The organism is Bifidobacterium sp. ESL0704, from assembly GCF_029392075.1.
Classification (GTDB): Bacteria; Actinomycetota; Actinomycetes; order Actinomycetales; family Bifidobacteriaceae; genus Bifidobacterium.
The window spans coordinates 2,178,160-2,196,379 of the sequence record NZ_CP113929.1 but is presented as its reverse complement, the minus strand read 5'-3'; the positions used below and the strand labels follow the sequence as shown (position 1 = coordinate 2,196,379).

At 58.3% G+C, this 18,220-nt stretch carries 15 protein-coding genes and 1 tRNA gene; 15 read left to right on the top strand and 1 reads right to left on the bottom strand.

All coding sequences use genetic code 11. The features are described 5' to 3' along the window. The first annotated feature begins 257 nt into the window (after positions 1-257). Entirely contained in the window at positions 258-1,841 is a 1,584-nt protein-coding gene (locus OZX64_RS08135) for an MFS transporter (RefSeq protein WP_277172565.1), read from the top strand. A 73-nt stretch (positions 1,842-1,914) separates the two neighbouring features. Here OZX64_RS08135 and OZX64_RS08130 read toward each other — a convergent pair. Further along, positions 1,915-1,988 (bottom strand) — tRNA-Lys (locus OZX64_RS08130). A 660-nt stretch (positions 1,989-2,648) separates the two neighbouring features. Between OZX64_RS08130 and OZX64_RS08125 the strand changes: the two genes are divergently transcribed. The 14 genes from OZX64_RS08125 (at position 2,649) to OZX64_RS08055 (ending at position 17,926) form a co-directional block, all read left to right on the top strand. Next, positions 2,649-3,380, top strand: a complete 732-nt coding sequence (locus OZX64_RS08125; protein ID WP_277156770.1) for an MIP/aquaporin family protein — start codon at positions 2,649-2,651, stop codon at positions 3,378-3,380. After that, positions 3,353-3,640, top strand: a complete 288-nt coding sequence (locus OZX64_RS08120) for a hypothetical protein (protein ID WP_277172563.1) — start codon at positions 3,353-3,355, stop codon at positions 3,638-3,640. The genes OZX64_RS08125 and OZX64_RS08120 overlap by 28 nt, the downstream gene beginning before the upstream one ends. A 465-nt stretch (positions 3,641-4,105) precedes the next feature. After that, entirely contained in the window at positions 4,106-4,909 is an 804-nt protein-coding gene (locus OZX64_RS08115) for a DUF3152 domain-containing protein (RefSeq protein ID WP_277172560.1), read from the top strand. Positions 4,910-5,055: 146 nt separating this feature from the next. Then, entirely contained in the window at positions 5,056-6,510 is a 1,455-nt protein-coding gene (locus OZX64_RS08900) for a glutamate--tRNA ligase family protein (RefSeq protein ID WP_348519424.1), read from the top strand. A gap of 332 nt (positions 6,511-6,842) precedes the next feature. Next, entirely contained in the window at positions 6,843-8,432 is a 1,590-nt protein-coding gene (locus OZX64_RS08100) for an anthranilate synthase component I family protein (protein WP_277156772.1), read from the top strand. Then, on the top strand, positions 8,429-9,025 hold the full coding sequence (locus OZX64_RS08095; RefSeq protein WP_277172558.1) for an aminodeoxychorismate/anthranilate synthase component II: 597 nt from the start codon (positions 8,429-8,431) through the stop codon (positions 9,023-9,025). The genes OZX64_RS08100 and OZX64_RS08095 overlap by 4 nt, the downstream gene beginning before the upstream one ends. 224 nt (positions 9,026-9,249) lie before the next feature. Beyond that, positions 9,250-10,299 carry an anthranilate phosphoribosyltransferase gene (gene trpD / locus OZX64_RS08090; RefSeq protein ID WP_277156774.1) on the top strand — a complete coding sequence of 350 codons (1,050 nt, stop codon included), beginning with the start codon at positions 9,250-9,252 and terminating at the stop codon, positions 10,297-10,299. Positions 10,300-10,495: 196 nt separating this feature from the next. Next, a complete protein-coding gene (gene trpC, locus OZX64_RS08085; protein ID WP_277172556.1) occupies positions 10,496-11,347 on the top strand; it encodes an indole-3-glycerol phosphate synthase TrpC in 852 nt (283 codons plus the stop codon). 114 nt (positions 11,348-11,461) lie between these two features. After that, positions 11,462-12,289 carry a phosphoribosylanthranilate isomerase gene (locus tag OZX64_RS08080; RefSeq protein WP_277172554.1) on the top strand — a complete coding sequence of 276 codons (828 nt, stop codon included), beginning with the start codon at positions 11,462-11,464 and terminating at the stop codon, positions 12,287-12,289. Between the two features lie 122 nt (positions 12,290-12,411). Continuing rightward, the gene (gene trpB, locus OZX64_RS08075; RefSeq protein ID WP_277172552.1) at positions 12,412-13,611 is read left to right on the top strand and encodes a tryptophan synthase subunit beta; all 1,200 of its coding nucleotides are present in this window, start codon (positions 12,412-12,414) and stop codon (positions 13,609-13,611) included. Further along, a complete protein-coding gene (gene trpA / locus OZX64_RS08070; protein WP_277172550.1) occupies positions 13,604-14,539 on the top strand; it encodes a tryptophan synthase subunit alpha in 936 nt (311 codons plus the stop codon). The genes trpB and trpA overlap by 8 nt, the downstream gene beginning before the upstream one ends. Positions 14,540-15,276: 737 nt before the next feature. Further along, the gene (locus OZX64_RS08065; protein ID WP_277175030.1) at positions 15,277-16,101 is read left to right on the top strand and encodes a YggS family pyridoxal phosphate-dependent enzyme; all 825 of its coding nucleotides are present in this window, start codon (positions 15,277-15,279) and stop codon (positions 16,099-16,101) included. 151 nt (positions 16,102-16,252) lie between these two features. Then, complete coding sequence (locus OZX64_RS08060) at positions 16,253-16,564, top strand: acylphosphatase (protein WP_277175029.1); 312 nt, start codon at positions 16,253-16,255, stop codon at positions 16,562-16,564. Positions 16,565-17,110: 546 nt separating this feature from the next. Further along, on the top strand, positions 17,111-17,926 hold the full coding sequence (locus OZX64_RS08055) for a fumarylacetoacetate hydrolase family protein (protein WP_277172548.1): 816 nt from the start codon (positions 17,111-17,113) through the stop codon (positions 17,924-17,926). The last annotated feature ends 294 nt before the right edge of the window (positions 17,927-18,220 follow it).

The following is an 18,220-nucleotide window of genomic DNA, read 5'->3' as shown; positions in this document are numbered from 1 at the left end:
AGCTCCCGAATAACCATTGATGCCAAGAATGATCATCTTTCGTAACTGTAGTAATCGCGGGCAAGCGGATTTGCGGTTTCACGCGTGTGCCGATTATGAGATGTTGTTCTCGAGGGATCCGCCGTCAGCAGGGCGATACAGGAATGGTGATTTGATCGAAATGACTGACGAATATATAGGTTGTGGCGTGTTGCCATACGTCTTGTCTATCATAAAAATGATTGTTTCAGGGCGTTCGATATGAGGAGCATGAGATTTTGATTCGGACTCGACGAAGAGGCGGACAAGGCAGCAAGACACGATTCCGTCACCACTCCCGGCACGACCGAATCACGCTAGGCAACGCCATCGGCTACGGCGTCGGCGACATTTTCGGCGGGGGCCAGCTCACGCTCATTGGCACCTACCTGGTGCTGTTCTGGACACGGTTCTGCGGCATGTCCATTTCCTCGGCGCAATCGGTCGTGGGCTTAAGCGCCATCATCAGTGGTGTGGCGGCTCTTTCGTTCGGTATTCTCGGCGACAACCTCTACCGTTTCTCGTTCGGCCGCCGTTATGGCCGTCGGCATTTCTTCCTTATGTTGGTGCCCCCGCTGATTCTGGTCGGCATCCTTCTGTGGATTCCTGGTCTGCCGTTTGCGCTCTATTTCCTTGTCTATGTATTGTGGGTCACCGTCGCCCAGCTGTTCGCCTCCGCCTACAACACGCTGCCCGGCGAGATGGCGTACGGGTTCGACGACCGCACCAGGCTCTCGACCATACGTCTGCTGATTTCAGGGGCTTCCGGCACGCTTATTCTGCTCATCGGTGGGGGCACGCTTTCGATTTTCGGTGAACACCGGCCGACAGGATATATGATGTTCACCATCGCCATCACGGTCTGCTTTGCTGTGGCGGTGTTGATCTGTTGGAAGAGCACGTGGGAGATGTCGCCCGAGGAGGCGGGATTCGGCCAGTACGCTGGATCCGAAGGGTTTGCCGGACGCCAGCGGTCTGAGCGCCTTTCGATTCGTGCGGAAATCAAGCTGTGGTGGCATCGCTTGATCGTCATGTTCCGCGAGTACGCCAGCACGTTGCGCATTGCGATTTTCCGTCGCCACCTGGCGCTGTACCTGCTGATGCTCACCGCCGGCGATGTGTTCGGCCAGACCTTCGTGTTTTTCGTCATCTATGACTGGAACAAATCCGCCGCGTTCGCCTCGTTGCTCTTAAGCTCCGGCATCATCACCGTGCCGTTGAACCCGCTGTTCGGCGCGACCATGATCAAGGTCGGTCCGAAACGCATGTATCAGGCGAGTTTTGCCGCGAGCCTCGTCGGCCTGGCCTGGATCTTCGCGGCATGGCGTTTGGTCGGGGTGATCGCGGAACCGTGGTGGACGGTTTTCGCCGTCGCCGGCGCCCTGTTCTTCTTCATCGCCAAAGCGCCTTCCGGTTATCTGCCGTGGGCCGTCTTCCCGTTCATCGCCGACGTCGATCAGGTCGTGTCCGGCAAATATCGCGCCTCGACGTTCACCGGCATACAGGCAGGATTGCGTCAGTTGACTTCGGGGCTTTCCTCGATTGTCGTCGGCGCTATCTTGGGATTCGTCGGTTTTGATTCCTCGCGCCGGGTGCAGGCCTCTTTCGCCTGCAACGGCCTCGGAGCCCTGATGATTGGCTGGTATGCCCTCTCCATTGTCATTTGCATCATCGTTGTCCGCAGGTTCGATCTCGATAAGCGCACGGACGGCATCGCCCTTGCCGAGTCCGCCCGCATCGCAGCCGGTGGCGAGGCAAATGACGTGGAACCGTCGGTTCGTGCCACGCTGGAGGATTTGACCGGCCAGCCTTACGGGCGGTGACGGGCGCTGCAAGCGGTGTGTATCTGACAAACAATACGAAAAAAGGCACCGCCTAACGACGATACCTTGATTGTGCCCCCACGGGGATTCGAACCCCGGACACGCTGATTAAGAGTCAGCTGCTCTAACCAGCTGAGCTATAGGGGCGCTGGTCTAAACTACAAGAGCCAAGAAAATAGTATACATACGCATTGAAACTTACGCAAGACGGTGTGTCGTTGAGTGTTGCGTTCCGTTGTTTTCGGGGGATAAGACTGATTCGTTCGTTTGCCGATCGGGCGCGAAAGGGAATCGTCGCATGGGTTCTGCGGTTGCAATGTGCGGCTGTGTGATATCGCGCTTGTAGATCTTGCTGGGTCCTCGATTCTCCGAAATGCTGTTTTCGTTGTAAGAAGGTTTGCCGTGCTGGGCACAGCAATGGCGCCGGTAAATACTTTCATGGTGAGTGGGGGAGTCTTTTCTCGGCGAGAAGGCGTCTGATCTCTATTGTTCAAAAGGCTGGTGCATATTTTTGTATTTTTTCGACTAGGTATAATGATGTAAAATAACTATTTTTTAAGTCAGAATCGAATAAATTATTGTATTAAAAAAGTGATTTTACTCACATTTCATTTTAAAAAAAAGAAAAATCGTTAAAATCGGAATGTTGCAACGATTTGGCGAGATAGGATTCTTCCTATCGGATATGAATATGTTCAACGTTTGAGCATAGCATTTTCGAATAATGACTAAGAACGATAGATGTTCTGTGCCTAAGCTACGCGGTTGTGGCGATGGTGCATGCGTCGCACTCGAGAAGGAGGAATAATGGAATTCTCTCTTACGGCAAAATTGGCTGCCGAATTCATCGGCACCGCTTTTCTGATGATATTCGGCAACGGTGCGGTCGCCAACACCGAACTCAAAGGCACGAAGGGTCATGGTACCGGTTGGCTCAACATAGCGATGGGCTACGGTTTCGGCGTGATGTTCCCGGTCATGATGATCGGTTCCGTCTCAGGTGCGCATATCAACCCCGCGATGACCATCGGCCAAGCCGTCAATGGCCTGTTCCCATGGTCCGAGGTCATGCCGTATATCATCGCGCAGCTTCTTGGTGCTGCTCTGGGCCAGCTGATCATCTACATCACTTATCTCCCGTACTACAAGATGGAGACCAGCCCGGACGCCATTTTTGCGACGTTCAGCACCACTGAGGCCTCCGGCAACAAAGTCGTCTACTTCCTCAACGAGCTCTTCGGCACCCTCGTTCTCGTGCTCGGCGCCCTGTGCATGCTCTCTCTGCCTTGGGGCAAGAAGGACCCGGCGGCTGCAGCCATCGTTGTCGGCCTTATCGTTTGGGGTCTGGTGACCTCCATGGGCGGATCCACTGGCCCCGGCCTCAATCCGGCTCGTGACCTTGTGCCGCGCTTCCTGCACTGGATCCTCCCGATTCCCAACAAGGGCACTTCTCGCTGGGGCGAGGCCTGGATCCCGGTCGTGGCTCCGATTGTCGGCGCCATCATCGGCGCGTGGATTTTCAAGGTCTGCTTCGGCTGATAGGCAGGGGCGAAAAGACCTGTATCCTGTTGTTTGATAACAGTGGCGTGGCCTGCGGTTTCGCAGGTCGCGCCTTTTCGCTTGTCTGGTGCCTGGTGCCTGGTGCCTGGTGCCCGATCGAGCGGCAGTGCCGCCGCTTTACCTGGTTGCGGATATCAGAAAATTGCGTATTGCCGATTGTTCTCATGCGTGCGTTTGCGATGATTATGAAAATTGGTGACGCGCGGAATTTCCCCGTCATAAAGAATCCCTATTATTGACCCATAACAATCCATGCCTAGGTGGGAGCAAATGTGAAACGTGGTGGACGGCCAGACTCGAGGTCTCCGCATGGCAAAAAGCCGGTGAAAGCATCGCCGGCGAGCGTCGTGCTGGGGGAGATTGGCGGGGCCATTCGGGTTTTCCTGCGTTGGTTCTCGGGTATCCTGATTGCGGGCGTCCGTGCGTTCAATCACGGCGTAAGGCGCGGTTTTCGCGTTTTTTGTGGTTTCTTGGGATTGCATCAATCAGAAGCCTCGCATCAAGCGTATGGGCAGACGGGTTCGGGTTCACCGTCCAGGCGAGATGCGGCACATGGCGTCCGCGATTCCCGGGTGAAAAGTACGCATCGGAATTCCGCGATTTCCGAGGGTTTCATAGGTTCCTTGCTGGGGAGCGAACATTCCCCGAACGCTGTTCGGAACACCGAAGCGAGGCGCAGGCCAGGGCGCGCTTCGCAACCGGAGATGAAATCGGTGTATCTCGTCCGTCGGGTCGTCGTCGCGGTAGCGGCGTTGATCGTCGTCGTCGCCGTCGTTGTGGGTTGCAGAGCCGTGGTGTCGGCCGTTGTCCGCCACCGTGATTCCGCAGCCCGGCAAGCCTCGTCGCAAGCCCTGCATAAGTCGGGGAATGCGACGCGGTCAAACGATACCTCGAAAAGAAAGCCGCCGAAACCGAATGCGGGCAAAGCGGCCGGTCGGGAGATGTTGAACGATCATCGACGTGCGGTGATCGCCGCGGCGGCGCAGAAAACCGCTGCTGCCAGCGGCAAGCAGGTTCGCCAGTACTCGTACTGTGTGAGCGGCAAGGGCGATGTCGGCGATGCCGGTGTGATCCAGAGTTTTGAAAACGTCGTGTTCCGTACGTTGAACGATCCGCGCGGATGGCCTCGTGCCGGCGCCACGTTTACGTATAACGCCGATTCAAGTCATTGCGATTTTACCGTTTATCTTGCTCAGGCCTCGCAGATGCAGACGTTTTCAGCCAATTGTTCCAATAGCTACAGCTGTTGCGTAGGCGACAACGTCATCATCAATCAGGACCGCTACAACGAGGCGACGCCGCAATTGCTCTCAGCGGGCATGAGTCTTGACCGTTACCGCGAAATGGTTATCAACCACGAGACGGGCCACCGCCTCGGCCATCTTGACAACCAGCCTTCATGCCCAGCTTCGGGGTCGCCCGCGCCGCTGATGCAGGAGCAATCGATGAGCCTGCGCGGCTGCACGCCCAACGAATGGCCGTTGGATTCAGAGCTGTGGGTGAAATGACCGGGGTGATTGCGGGTAGTGGCGAGGGTCCGTTGCATTCCCTGTCGTGCCTTGAGGCTGCCGCCATCGAGCCGGCAGTTGCCGAGGCTCCCGTGACAGCGCAAGGCGCTAAAGTGGGCCGGTTCGCTCCCACTCCTTCCGGCAGGATGCATATCGGCAACGTCTATGCGATGCTTGCGGCATGGCTCTCGGCCCATGCGGGCGACGGTGCGGGCCAAGAGGCCGGTGATGGCCGTTTGGGCGATCGCAACGTTGATTGCAACGTCAACCGAGGCAAGGTGCTGCTGCGAATCGAGGATGTCGACGGCCCCCGGGCGCTCAAGGACGCCGATAAATGGATCATGGACGATCTGCACTGGCTCGGGCTTGACTGGGACGGCGAGCCGGTCTATCAGTCGCAGCGCACGGAAATCTACGAGGAGGCCTTGCGCTCGATGGGGTCGGTGAGCGTCGAAGACGTCGCTTTGGCTGATGGGGCTTTTGCGGATTCGCGGAATTCTTCGGCAGATGACCTTAATGGTTCCGAAAATGTATTGGATGATAGAAATTCTTTACAAGGCAGGATGGCGCAAGATACGGTTTTGCATTCGTCTCTTGAAAAAGCTATGAAATCGGGCGGTTCCGACGATGCTGCGGATGGCCAAAGCTTTTCGTACGTCAAGTGGATGCAGGATCTTGCCGAACGTTCGCATTCTCTGGGAAACGGAGTCGCCGGCGGTTTCCCGCTCGTCTACCCGTGTTTCTGCTCGCGTGCCGATTTGCGCGCGGCCTCGGCGCCGCAGGAGGGCGACCGGTTCCTGATCTATCCCGGAACGTGCCGGAGGCTTCTGGCCGAGCGGCCTGACGTTGTGCGCTCGCGGTTGGAAGCCGGGAAGCGTCATTCGTGGCGTATAGCGGTCCCGGAAGCCGGGGTGCCGGGAAGTGTTGTCGAATTTGATGACGCGGTATTTGGCAAGCAGCGTTTCGATTTATCGCGTGAGGTCGGCGATACGGTGATTCGGCGTTCGGACGGCATCTTTTCCTACCAGCTGGCGGTGGTGGTCGATGATCTGTTGATGGGGGTCAACGACATCGTACGCGGCCGCGATTTGCTGCGTTCCACGGCCCTGCAGATTTGGATTCGACGTGCGTTGGTGGCCTCCGGTTTCGCCGCAAAATACGGGATTGACGGAAACGTCGATAGGATTTCTTCACCGGAAAATAGGTGTAATGCAGACAGTGATGATGGGGCAATCGCGCAAGGCTCAGGTGAACCGGCCGGCATGATTTCAGCGGTGAACCCCGCCTACGCCCATCTTCCGCTGATCGACGACCCTGCGGGTGTGCGTCTGGCCAAGCGCAAACATTCACTGGATATCGCAGCGTTGCGTGCCGATGGGGTCCGTCCGGAGCAGATTATCGGGTATTGTGCATGGTTGCTTGGCATTCGCACAACTGGGGCTGTCCACATTTCGGACACTTCCGCGCCGGTTGCGATGAGCGCACGAGAGGCCTTGGAATGCTTCACTTTTGACGATATTCGTGCGAACAAATCCGACCGCATTCTAAGCCCGGATTGGGCAGATGAAGTTGACAGGCCGAAAAACGGAAGTGTAGCCTAAGCATCAATAACTAAAAAACACTACAAACCGATGAAGCGGGGAAGTAGACGGAAACGCGCGATGAGCGAGCCTGGGATGGTGAGAGCCGGGACGAGATGCGAACCGTTGAGTGGGCCGCTGAGGGCGCACCGATTGGCTGGATTTTGGCCATGAGGCTGCGACGTAAGGCATACGTCAGTTGCCGGGGATGTGTTGGCATTCCGATAAGGGCACGGGAGACCGTGAACCAAGGTGGCACCGCGGGCATATATTCGCTCGTCCTTGGCTGTAATTGACAGCTGGGACGGGCTTTTTTAGTCCCTGAATGAGGCGAAAGCCTTCAGGAGGTGCCCATGATGAGCATGAGTGCGGAAGCTGGTGCGGGTTCGGACGGCGATGCGGCCGTGCGGGGCGTTGTCGGTAGCAAGAGCCGTTACGCTGGCATTCGGCCGACGCTTGATGAAGTGCGCGAGTTGGCTGGTACCGGCAAATACCGCCGTATCCCGGTGATGCGCGAGCTGCTTGCCGACCGTCTGACCACCATCGAGGCGATGCGCCGGGTGCGTGCCGCTTCCAATCACTGCTTCCTTCTGGAAAGCGCCGAAGCCGACCAGCGTATGGGACGCTACAGCTTCCTAGGGTTTGCGCCGACGCTGGAACTGACCTGCAAAGCCGGGGAGCTGAGCATCAAGCGCGTCGCTCCTGCCGGCTCGTCGGACGGCGACGTCGTGGTCGAGCGCAGGCATGTCAATCATCCGAGCGATGCGATTCGCAAGGTACTCGCCCAATATGCCAGCCCGCGGCTCGAAGGCTTCCCTCCGTTCGCCGGCGGCTTGGTGGGCTACTTCTCCTTCGGCTATTTCGCATATGCCGAGCCGACGTTGCGGCAGAAAACCCGGGACCCCAAGGCCTTGCCTGATGTCGATCTGATGCTCTTCGACCAGCTCATCTCCTTTGATTCCTACCGTCAGCGCCTCCAGCTGATCGCCGGGGTCGATACCGATGATGTGGACGCCTCCTACGAGCGCGCCGTCGCCCAGATCGAGGGAATGCAACAGATTCTCGAGAACGGTAAGCGCTACGATTTTAAGCCGCTGGAACTTCAGGGCGAATTGCAGCTCACGCTCAACCGCGAGCAGTACGGTTCGATGGTCAAGAAGGCGAAGGAGCACATCTACGCCGGCGATATCTTCCAGGTCGTGCTTTCCAATCCCAGCACTGCTCTGGCCTCGGGAAGCCTGTTCGACGCCTACCGTCTCATGCGGGCCGAAAACCCGAGTCCTTACATGGTCTTCATGTCCAGCGACGATATCGAAATCGCCGCCGCCTCGCCCGAGACGCTGGTACGGCTCGAAGACGGCAAGCTGCTGACTTATCCGCTGGCCGGCACCCGCCCGCGCGGTGCGACGCCGGAAGAGGACAAGCGCATCGAACAGGATTTGCTCAGCGACGAAAAGGAACTGGCCGAGCACAACATGCTGGTCGACCTCGGACGTAACGACATCGGCCGTGTCTCGCAGCTTGGCAGCGTCGAAGTGGAACGGCTGCACGATATCCTGCGCTTCTCGCATGTCATGCATATTGGTTCCACAGTCGCGGGCAAGCTCGCTGACGGTAAGGATGCGCTCGACGTCATCGACGCGGTGCTGCCGGCCGGCACGCTTTCCGGGGCCCCGAAAATCCGCGCCTGCCAGATCATCGCGGAACTTGAAAATTCCCCGCGCGACATCTACGGCGGGGCCATCGGCTACCTCGACTTCTCCGGCAATCTTGACACCTGCATCGGCATCCGCTTGGCGTTCAAGCACGATGGCAAGGTGACGGTGCAATCCGGCGCGGGCATTGTCGCCGATTCCGACCCGAACAAGGAATTCGAGGAATGCCGCAACAAGGCGCTCGCCGTCGTGGACGCCATCAACCAGGCGAACGGAGGCCTGAAATGATTACCATCGTCGACAATTACGACAGCTTCTCCTACAATCTCTACCAGCTCATCGGCTCCATCGATCCGAACATCAAGGTGGTGCGCAACGACGACCTCGACGTGGCCGGGCTTGCCGCGCTTGGCTCCGACGGTATCGTGCTTTCGCCTGGTCCGGGCAAGCCCGCAGATGCCGGAATCTGCGAAGACGTGGTGCGTGAACTGGGCGGGAAACTGCCGATTCTGGGCGTCTGCCTCGGTCATCAGGCCATCTGCGAGGCGCTGGGCGGCAAGGTCATCCCCGCCGCGGAACTCATGCACGGCAAGGCTTCGCCGGTCGAGCTGCGCGACGATTGCCAGCTGTTCGCAGGCATGCCGCGTGAAATCCAAGCCGCGCGTTACCACTCGCTTGAGGCCGACAAGGCGACGTTGCCGAAAACGTTGCGCGTCGTCGCCCGCACGCTCGGCACCGATGAAATCATGGCCGTGGCCCACGTTACGGACCCGACGTTCGGTGTCCAATTTCACCCCGAAAGCATCCTGACCCCGCAGGGCTTGCAGATACTGAAGAATTTCATCGACGTGGTCGACCGATGGCGGACGGGCGAGTGCTGATGAGCGGTGCGTTGAGCCGATTGGCCGGAAAGTTGATTCGGTGATCGGAATATCAACGGTTTGCTCATCAATATCGATAGTCATCAATAAATAAATCAATAAATAAATCAATAAATAAATCAATCAATAAATAAATCAATAAATAAATCAATAAATAAATCAATAAATAAATCAATAAATAAATCAATAAATAAATCAACTAACCAATCAATAACAAGGAAGTCATGATGATCAGTGAAGCCATCGTCAAAATCGTCAACAAGCACGACCTCACCTACGACGAGGCCTACCATGCGATGAAGGAGATCATGGGCGGCGAATCGACGCCGACCCAGAACGCGGCCTTCCTCGCGGCGCTTTCCACCAAATCGGCCGAGGCCGAGACCATCGACGAGATCGCGGGCTGCGCGGCCGCCATGCGCGAACTGGCCACCCCCGTGCCGCATCCCGGTATCGAGACCATCGATATCGTGGGCACCGGCGGCGATGGCGCCAACACCTTCAACATCTCCACCACCGCGGCCCTGATTTCGGCGGCGGCTGGTGCTCACGTCAGCAAGCACGGCAACCGCGCGGCCAGCTCGCAGTGTGGCACTGCCGACTGTCTCGAAGCCTTGGGCGCGAACATTTCGCTCTCTCCCGATGAAGCGCTCGACCTGCTCAAGGCCGACAACTTCACCTTCCTCTTCGCCCAGCGCTACCACACCGCGATGCGCTACGTCGGCCCGATTCGCAAGGAACTCGGCTTCCGCACCGTCTTCAACATTCTGGGGCCCCTGACCAACCCGGCGCGTCCCGAATATTTCCTGCTCGGCGTCTACGACGAATATCTCGTGGAGCCCATCGCCCATGTGCTCGAAAGCCTAGGCGTCAAGCGTGCGCTGGTTGTCTACGGCCGCGACAAGATGGACGAGGTCTCGCTTTCCGCCGAAACAGCCGCCTGCGAGCTGCGCGACGGCGAATACCACCCGATGACCCTGACACCCGAGGAATTCGGCCTGACCCGCTGTGAGAAGAAAGACCTGCTCGGTGGCACTCCGCCGCAGAACGCCGCCATCACCCGTGCCGTCCTTGGGGGCAAGGAGACCGGGCCGAAGCTGGAAGCCGCGCTTTTCAACGCCGCCTGTGCGCTCTATGTTTCGGGTGTTGCGGACTCGATCGGCGAAGGCGTGGAACTGGGCCGCGAGCAAATCGCCTCCGGTGCCGCGATGAAGACGCTCGAGGCGTTCGTCGCCGGCTCGCAGAAGTTCGCCAAGGCCGACGCCGAAAAGTGATGGGTGAAAAGTGGCGGGAAGTTTACGAATGGGTTGTCTCATGGCCGACATTGGTTTGTGCGTTCGTGAACTTCTCGCCCCTAACGGCGCCGATACAGAGTTGAATGGCAATAGATTCACCGCATATTGTTAAACGTATGACATTGGTTTGTGAATATGTGGCTGTCGATATCCGCAATAAGAAGGTGCAAAGGTAATGGCTGATTCCGAGAATATTCTGCAGCGTATCGCCGCGAAAACCCGCGAACGCGTGGCTGAGGAAAAGGCGCAGACTCCGCAGAGCGTGGTGGAGGTTCAGGCTCGTGAGGTCGCCGCACGAAAGGTAGCAGCGGGGGAGGTCGGCGACGCGGCGTTCCCGTTCGAACGTGCGTTGAAGGCTCCCGGCATGAGCTTCATCTGCGAGCTCAAGAAGGCCTCGCCCAGCAAGGGCCTCATCGCGCCGGATTATCCCTACCTCAGCATCGCCCGCGACTACGAAAAGGCCGGGGCGGCGGCCATCAGCTGCCTGACCGAACCGACGTGGTTCAAAGGTTCCAACGAGCATCTGCGGCAGGTCGCGGCGGCGGTCGATATCCCGGTGCTGCGCAAGGACTTCATCGTCGACGAATACATGATCTTTGAGGCCCGTGCGTGCGGCGCCTCGGCCGTTCTGCTCATCTGCTCGATTCTCGATGATAAGCAGATTGCGGATTACATCGCGCTCGCCCACGAACTCGGCATGAATGCCCTGGTAGAGGCCTACCAACCCGAAGAGGTGCCACGGGCGATGGATGCCGGTGCCAGGATCGTTGGCGTCAACAACCGTGACCTGCGCAATTTCGAAGTGGATTTCGAGCGCAGCCTACGTCTGCGGCCCACCGTCGGCCCGGATCGTGTGTTCGTCTCGGAGTCCGGCGTATATACCCGTACCGATGTTGCTCGTCTTGAGGCGGCAAATGTGGACGCGGTGCTAATCGGTGAGACGTTGATGCGCTCGTCGGACAAAGCTGCGGCGCTCGCCGAGCTTCGTGGTGACGCGGCGGGCGGTACTGCTGTAGCTGGAAAGTAAGAGACGAGCTGATGAATAGTCTGGTGGCATCCATCGGAGCTGTTCCTGCTGGTTGCGGGTCTGGCAGTTTGTCCGTCCATGGGCTATTCGTAATTGAGAATGAGAGGTAGTGCGATGAATAATTCGATGGCATCGGTTCGCGCCGCGTCTTTGGAACCGCTCGATAATGGTGTGCCGTTTGAAGATGACGCCACTGGTGCTCATACGATTTTGGGTCATACGGTTTCGCGCAATGACGCTGTTGCTACTGCTGACGCGGATGCTGCAAATATCGCAAATGCCTGTAAAGTCAAGCTCTGCGGGCTCAAGCGCGAGCAGGATATGGACGCTGCCTTGGCGGCCGGTCCTGATGCCGTCGGATTCATCATCGACTTTCCGCAATCCCATCGCTCGATTTCTGCAGAACGTGTGGCTGAGCTGGTGCGGTATATGAAGACTCGAGCTGATGAAACCGGTGTAACGTCGCCGGCTGCGGTGGGAGTATTCGTAGATCAACCGGCCGGACGTGTGGCGCAGATTGCGCGTGAAGCCGATCTCGATGTGATTCAGCTGCACGGGCACGAAGATGAAGATTATCTTGCCGAACTGCGTGAGCTCGTAACCATGCCGATCATGCAGGCGTTCAAGGTACGCGAGGCAACGGACGTGGCGCAAGCTGTGGAATCGTCCGCGGATATGGTGCTGCTCGACGCGGGTGCGGGCGATGGTAAGTCCTTCGACTGGTCGCTAGTGGCCGAGGTCGATCGTCCGTTTATGTTGGCCGGCGGCTTGTCTGCCGAAAACGTTGTCGAAGCCATTCGCGCGACGCATCCGTTCGGCGTCGATATGAGTTCGGGCATCGAAACCGAACGTCTCAAGGACCCGGTCAAGATGCTCGCCGCGGTCAAAGCCGTGCGCGAAATGGCCGATAGTACGAAAGCGAGTGACGCAAATGATACGTAATCCGACAACAAAATCTACAGGGTAAACGTTCCGCTGTTTCGACCGCCCGAACCAAGCAATACCGACGGTCCAACGACATCGCCAATAATCAAAACCAACTGTATATAGTAAGGAGCAATCTCATGACGAATTCACCGAATTCAAAGGGGCGCTTCGGCATCCACGGGGGCCAGTACATCCCCGAGACGCTGATGGGCGCCGTGGGCGAGCTGGAGGAGGCCTACAATCATTACAAAAACGACCCCGATTTCCTCGCCGAACTCGACGACCTCGAGAAGAAGTACGCAGGCCGTCCGTCGCTGCTGTATTACGCAGAGAATATGACCCGCGACCTCGGCGGCGCGAAGGTCTATTTGAAGCGCGAGGACCTGAATCACACCGGCGCGCACAAGATCAACAACGTGCTCGGGCAGGCGCTGTTGGCCAAACGTATGGGCAAGACCCGGCTCATCGCCGAAACCGGCGCGGGCCAGCACGGCGTGGCCACCGCCACCGTTGCGGCGCTTTTCGGCATGGCGTGCGTGGTCTACATGGGCCAGGTCGATATGGAGCGTCAGGCGCTGAACGTCTACCGCATGCGGCTCTTGGGCGCGGAAGTGCGCGGGGTGACCAGCGGCACCGGGACGCTCAAAGACGCGGTTTCCGAGACCTTCCGCGAATGGACGCGGCGCATCGACGACACCCATTACTGCCTCGGCTCGTGCATGGGCCCGCACCCCTTCCCGACTATGGTACGCGATTTCCAAGCCGTCATCTCCAAGGAGGCCCGCGAGCAGATTCTCGAGGACGAAGGCAAGTTGCCCGCAGCCGTGATCGCGTGCGTCGGCGGCGGCTCCAACGCCATCGGCAGCTTCTACAACTTCATCGGCGACGAAGGCGTGCGACTCATCGGCTGCGAGGCGGCCGGCCGCGGCATCGACACCGACCGCACCGCCGCTACGATGAACACCGGCTCGCTCGGCATCTTCCATGGTATGAAAAGCTACTTCTGCCAGAATAAATACGGGCAGATCGCGCCGGTCTACACGATTTCCGCCGGCCTCGACTACCCGGGCGTCGGCCCCGAGCACGCGGCGCTGAAGGATTCCGGCCGTGCCCAATACGTCGCCATCACCGACGACGAGGCGGTCGACGCCTTCGAATACCTGAGCCGCACCGAGGGCGTTATCCCGGCCATCGAAAGCGCGCACGCCGTAGCCTATGCCATGAAACTCGCGCCGACATTGCCCAAAGACCAAAACATCATCGTCACCCTTTCCGGACGTGGCGACAAGGACGTGGCGGCCATCGCCCGCTACCGTGGGGAGGATCTTCATGACTGAAAACACCAATACCGCTTCCGCGCGCGCAGCAGCGGCCGAAGCGCGACTGTTTGCCAACAATGACGGCGATGCGCAGGGTGCGCGGCCGGACGGCGACGCTGCGAAATCGCAACCCGTCGCGCCGCACCGTTCCCGTATCGCGGCTGCGTTCACGGCCCCCGATGGCAGCCGTCGCAAGGCGTTCGTCCCATTCGTCACGATCGGCGATCCTTCGATTGCTCTGACCGAGAAACTGGTTCCGGCGATGATCGATGCCGGAGCGGACTTGATCGAGCTGGGAGTGCCCTTCTCCGATCCGACGGCCGAAGGTCCGGTCATCCAGGAAGCCAGTAATCGTGCGCTTTCTGCCGGAACGACCACTGATGACGCCTTCGCGCTGGTCGAGCGCCTGCGAGGCGAGCACAAGATCGATACGCCGATGGTCTTCATGACCTACTCCAACGTGCTCTATTCCTACGGGCTTGAGCGTTTCGCGCGTCGGGCGGCCGAAGTCGGGCTCGACGGTGTGATTCTGCCGGACGTGCCGCACGAGGAAAAGCCGGAATTCGACGAGCCGCTGACTGCCGCAGGGCTCGAGCTGGTCAGCCTTATTGCGCCGACCTCGCACGAGCGCATCCGCAGCATCGCCTCGGACGCCAAGGGCTTCATCTATTGTGTCAGCTCTCTGGGCGTTACCGGTGTGCGCAAGGAGATCACCACCGACGTGGCGGGGATGGTGCGTGAGGTGCGTGCCGCCACCGACGTGCCGGTCGCCATTGGTTTCGGTATCTCGACTCCCGAGCAGGCCGCCGAGATGGCCGCCGATTCCGACGGTGCCATCGTCGGTTCGGCCATCGTGCGCATCGTCGGCAAGTACGGCGAGGACGCGGTGCCCTATGTCGCCGACTATGTCCGTTCCATGGCCGAGGCCGTTCACGCCCTGAACTGAGTAGCGTAGTAAACCGCAAAACCAGAAACCGAATCGCGGGCACATTCGTCACCGGACGTTGTGCCCGCATTTTGGTGCTGGGAAGCTGCATCTGAGTGCTGCTGGGAGTCCGTTTTCCAGCAGTAAAGCCGCGTAGTGCTGGGAAGCTGCATCTGAGTAGCTGTTACGGTCCGTTTTCCAGCAGTAAATCCGAGTTGGTGCTGGGGAACTGCATCTGGGTGCTGCTGGGAGTCCGTTTTCCAGCAGTAAAGCCGTGTAGTGCTGGGAAGCTGCATCTGAGTAGCTGTTACGGTCCGTTTCCCAGCACTAAATCCGAGTTGGTGCTGGGGAACTGCACCTGAGCCACTGCTAAAGTCCGTTTCCCAGCATTAGGTGGTGTTGGCGGTTGAGGAGTTGCGTGTGCCCGCGTTTTTGTGGCTGCCGTCGCTATTCCGCCACTATCGTCAACTGTTGGTGGATTTGTGACGCTGTGGTTGCGATTGCTGTCGTGTTTCCTCCACTAGTGCCCGTTGTTGGTGGATTTGTGACGCTATAGTTGCGATTGCCGTCGTATTCCCTCCGCCAGCCCGGATTGTTGGAGCTTTTACGACGCTATTCGCTCGTTTTGCGTCGTGATTCCTCCACTACCGTCGGTTGTTGGTGGATTTGTGACGCATGACGTCGGCTTTTATTGTCTGCGCGATGACATGGGCGGGCATAATATAGAGGCGGATAATCGAAGTGGGAAGCGGGGAATGATGACTGCTTATATGGATCACAAGGATCTCGCCAACGAGGTCATCGACGAGGCGCGGGTCAAGGAAATCACGGACGGCGTGCATCGCGTGCTCGATGACATCGCGCAGGCCGAGGCCGCTTCCGGGCGTGAGTCCGGGTCGGTGCGTCTGCTTGCGGCTACGAAAACCCGCGATGTCGGCGAAATCATGGCGGCTATCGATGCAGGCGTTCGCATGATCGGCGAGAATCGTCCTCAGGAGATTTCCGCTAAGGCCGAGGGGTTGATTCGTCAATGTGCCGAGCGCGGCTTCTCGCTGGGTGCCGCTACTTCCCAAGCTTCTCAGACTACCCCGAACGGTCACATTCCCTTCCATCTGATCGGCCAGCTGCAATCCAACAAAATCGGCAAGGTGCTGCCCTACGTCGACACCATTGAGTCGGTTGGCTCGCTCGATGAGGCGCAGAAAATCGCGCGTCGCGCTGTTGCTCGCAACATCGTCGTCGGCGTGCTGATGGAAGTCAACGAATCCGGCGAGGCCTCGAAATCCGGTTGTGAACCCGATGAGGCCGTAGACCTTGCCTATCAAATCGGTGCCATCGACGGCTTGCAATTGCAAGGTTTGATGACCATCGGTGCCCACGTTGATGACGAAAAGACGATACGCGCCGGTTTCGCACATCTGCGCGGCACCCGCGACACGATTCTGGCGTCCGGTGAGCCCGGAACAGCGCAATGCCGCGAACTGTCGATGGGCATGACCCACGATATGGACTACGCCGTGGCCGAAGGCTCGACCATCGTGCGCGTCGGCACTGCGATTTTCGGCGAGCGTGCGTTCATCTGAGCAAATTCAGCCGTTTGCGCCATAAACAAGCCACTGGGCGCGGTCTACCGGCTTAAAAATGGCGCCTTTTGAAACTCCGCCATTTATGGGCCGCTCAATATTGCTCAGTGGCTTGTTTATGGCGAGTATCGTGGGAGGTTGGCAAATGAAGATGCATAGTGCCGCAGGCGGCAATCGGGTGGTTCGTGTTCGCGCGGTGGTCTCCGGGATGGTGCAAGGCGTCGGCTATCGCTATTTCGCGGTCAATGAGGCGCGGCGGTGCGATGTTGCCGGCTGGGTGCGCAACCGCCTTGACGGAACGGTCGAAGCCGAGGCGCAGGGTGAGCAGAGCTTGGTCGCCGCGTTTGTCGAGCGGCTTGGTCGCGGTCCGCAATGGGGCCACGTCGATCATGTGGAAACCACGGAAATCCCGCTTTCCCGCGACGATGGTTCCGCATTCCGCGTCCGCCGCGACGCTCGTTGAATCGCTTTCTGCGATACATTCATTGCTATTTGTCGCTTTGGTCGTATCTGGCTTGCGTTTGTGCTGTTGTTCCGTTGATCTGTTGGAGCTTTTGTGACGCTGATTGTTCGTTTCCCGTCGTGTTTCCTCCGTTAGTGTGGCTTGTTGGAGCTTTTGCGACGCTATGGTCACGCTGATCGTCGTGATTCCTCCGTTATCGTCAGATGTTGGAGCTTTTGCGACGCTATGGTCACGCTGATCGTCGTGATTCCTCCGTTATCGTCAGATGTTGGAGGATTTGCGACGCTATGGTCACGCTGATCGTCGTGATTCCTCCGTTATCGTCAGATGTTGGAGGATTTGTGACGCTATGGGGCAGGTTTGCGTCGTGTTTCCTCCGTTAGTGTGGCTTGTTGGAGGATTTGCGACGCGTTGAGTGTCTTTTCTGTCTTGATTCCTCCGCTAGCGTCGTCTGTTGGTGGATTTGTGACGCATTGGCGGGCTTTTTAATTTCAGCCCATTCTTGATTCTCGCTCGTTCTGCCCGGTATCGGCGTAGACTGAAGCCATGAGAATCGCACGCTACTCCTATAACGATGTTCCGCACTATGCCTTCGTACAGACCGACAAGAACGACAAGAAGGATTACTTGGTCGAGCTCGACGGCTACCCCTTCGGCTCGCAGCCCGTCGGCCCCACCGGCCAGCGCCACCTGATAGACGAGGACGGTGTTCGCCTGCTTGCTCCGGTCATCCCCTCCAAGGTTTACGGTCTGGCCAAGAATTACGAGGCCCATGCGCAATATATGCACGCCAAGGGCCAGTCCACCGTTGAGCATGCTCCCAGTGAGATGGTCATCTTCATGAAGCCGTCCACCTCTGTCATCGGCCCCGACGATCCGATCGTCATTCCCGGCTATTCCAACGATATGAATTTTGAGCCAGAAGTGGCCGTTGTGATGGGCCGCATCGCCAAGAACGTTTCGGTCGACAAAGCCATGGACTACGTGCTCGGCTTCACCTGCGTCAACGACGTGACGTTGCGTGACCTGCAAGGCAGCGACCCGATGTGGACGCGCGCCAAGGGTTTCGACACCTCTTGCCCACTGGGCCCGTGGATCGAGACCGACCTTGATTGGAAGGACGCGAAGATCTCCTTCACGCTGAACGGTGAAGACGTGCCCGCCGCTTCCGGCACCACCGCCGACCTGATTCATTCGATTCCCGAGCAGATTGCCGAAATCTCAAGCTTTGCGACGTTGCTGCCGGGCGATGTCATCATGACCGGCACCCCCAACGCTTCCGGCACGCTGAAGCCGCGCGACGAAGCCATCGTCAACATCGAGGGCATCGGATCCCTGCGCAACGTGGTCGTCAAGGACTGAGACTGTTGGTTTCGTAAGGTCTACATAGCTTAAGTGTCTTATATATAAAGGTATGTATATTGAATAGGTCGATTGGTGGATTAGATTCCGCCGGTCGGCCTGTTTTCGTCGGTTGGTCGGGTGATCGTGTTTCGCCCGGTCGTTTCCGTGTCTGCGAGTTCCGTCCCGACGATTTGAAAGCGGATTTCGACATGCGCTCGAGCGGGAAGTCGTGCCGATAAACCCTGTCGATTGTCGGCGTAGTGAGCTGGCTCGTATATTGAACTAGACAATGAGGTCTAAAAGTTGAGTCGA

What these genes read in the sequence shown, in the direction of transcription:
- trpB (WP_277172552.1), top strand. Translation starts at nt 12,412, where the DNA reads ATGACGAATTCACCGAATTCAAAGGGGCGCTTCGGCATCCACGGGGGC.
- OZX64_RS08080 (WP_277172554.1), top strand. Translation starts at nt 11,462, where the DNA reads ATGAATAATTCGATGGCATCGGTTCGCGCCGCGTCTTTGGAACCGCTC.
- OZX64_RS08095 (WP_277172558.1), top strand. Translation starts at nt 8,429, where the DNA reads ATGATTACCATCGTCGACAATTACGACAGCTTCTCCTACAATCTCTAC.
- OZX64_RS08115 (WP_277172560.1), top strand. Translation starts at nt 4,106, where the DNA reads ATGAAATCGGTGTATCTCGTCCGTCGGGTCGTCGTCGCGGTAGCGGCG.
- OZX64_RS08900 (WP_348519424.1), top strand. Translation starts at nt 5,056, where the DNA reads ATGCATATCGGCAACGTCTATGCGATGCTTGCGGCATGGCTCTCGGCC.
- OZX64_RS08055 (WP_277172548.1), top strand. Translation starts at nt 17,111, where the DNA reads ATGAGAATCGCACGCTACTCCTATAACGATGTTCCGCACTATGCCTTC.
- trpC (WP_277172556.1), top strand. Translation starts at nt 10,496, where the DNA reads ATGGCTGATTCCGAGAATATTCTGCAGCGTATCGCCGCGAAAACCCGC.
- trpD (WP_277156774.1), top strand. Translation starts at nt 9,250, where the DNA reads ATGATGATCAGTGAAGCCATCGTCAAAATCGTCAACAAGCACGACCTC.
- OZX64_RS08065 (WP_277175030.1), top strand. Translation starts at nt 15,277, where the DNA reads ATGACTGCTTATATGGATCACAAGGATCTCGCCAACGAGGTCATCGAC.
- OZX64_RS08100 (WP_277156772.1), top strand. Translation starts at nt 6,843, where the DNA reads ATGATGAGCATGAGTGCGGAAGCTGGTGCGGGTTCGGACGGCGATGCG.
- trpA (WP_277172550.1), top strand. Translation starts at nt 13,604, where the DNA reads ATGACTGAAAACACCAATACCGCTTCCGCGCGCGCAGCAGCGGCCGAA.
- OZX64_RS08125 (WP_277156770.1), top strand. Translation starts at nt 2,649, where the DNA reads ATGGAATTCTCTCTTACGGCAAAATTGGCTGCCGAATTCATCGGCACC.
- OZX64_RS08060 (WP_277175029.1), top strand. Translation starts at nt 16,253, where the DNA reads ATGCATAGTGCCGCAGGCGGCAATCGGGTGGTTCGTGTTCGCGCGGTG.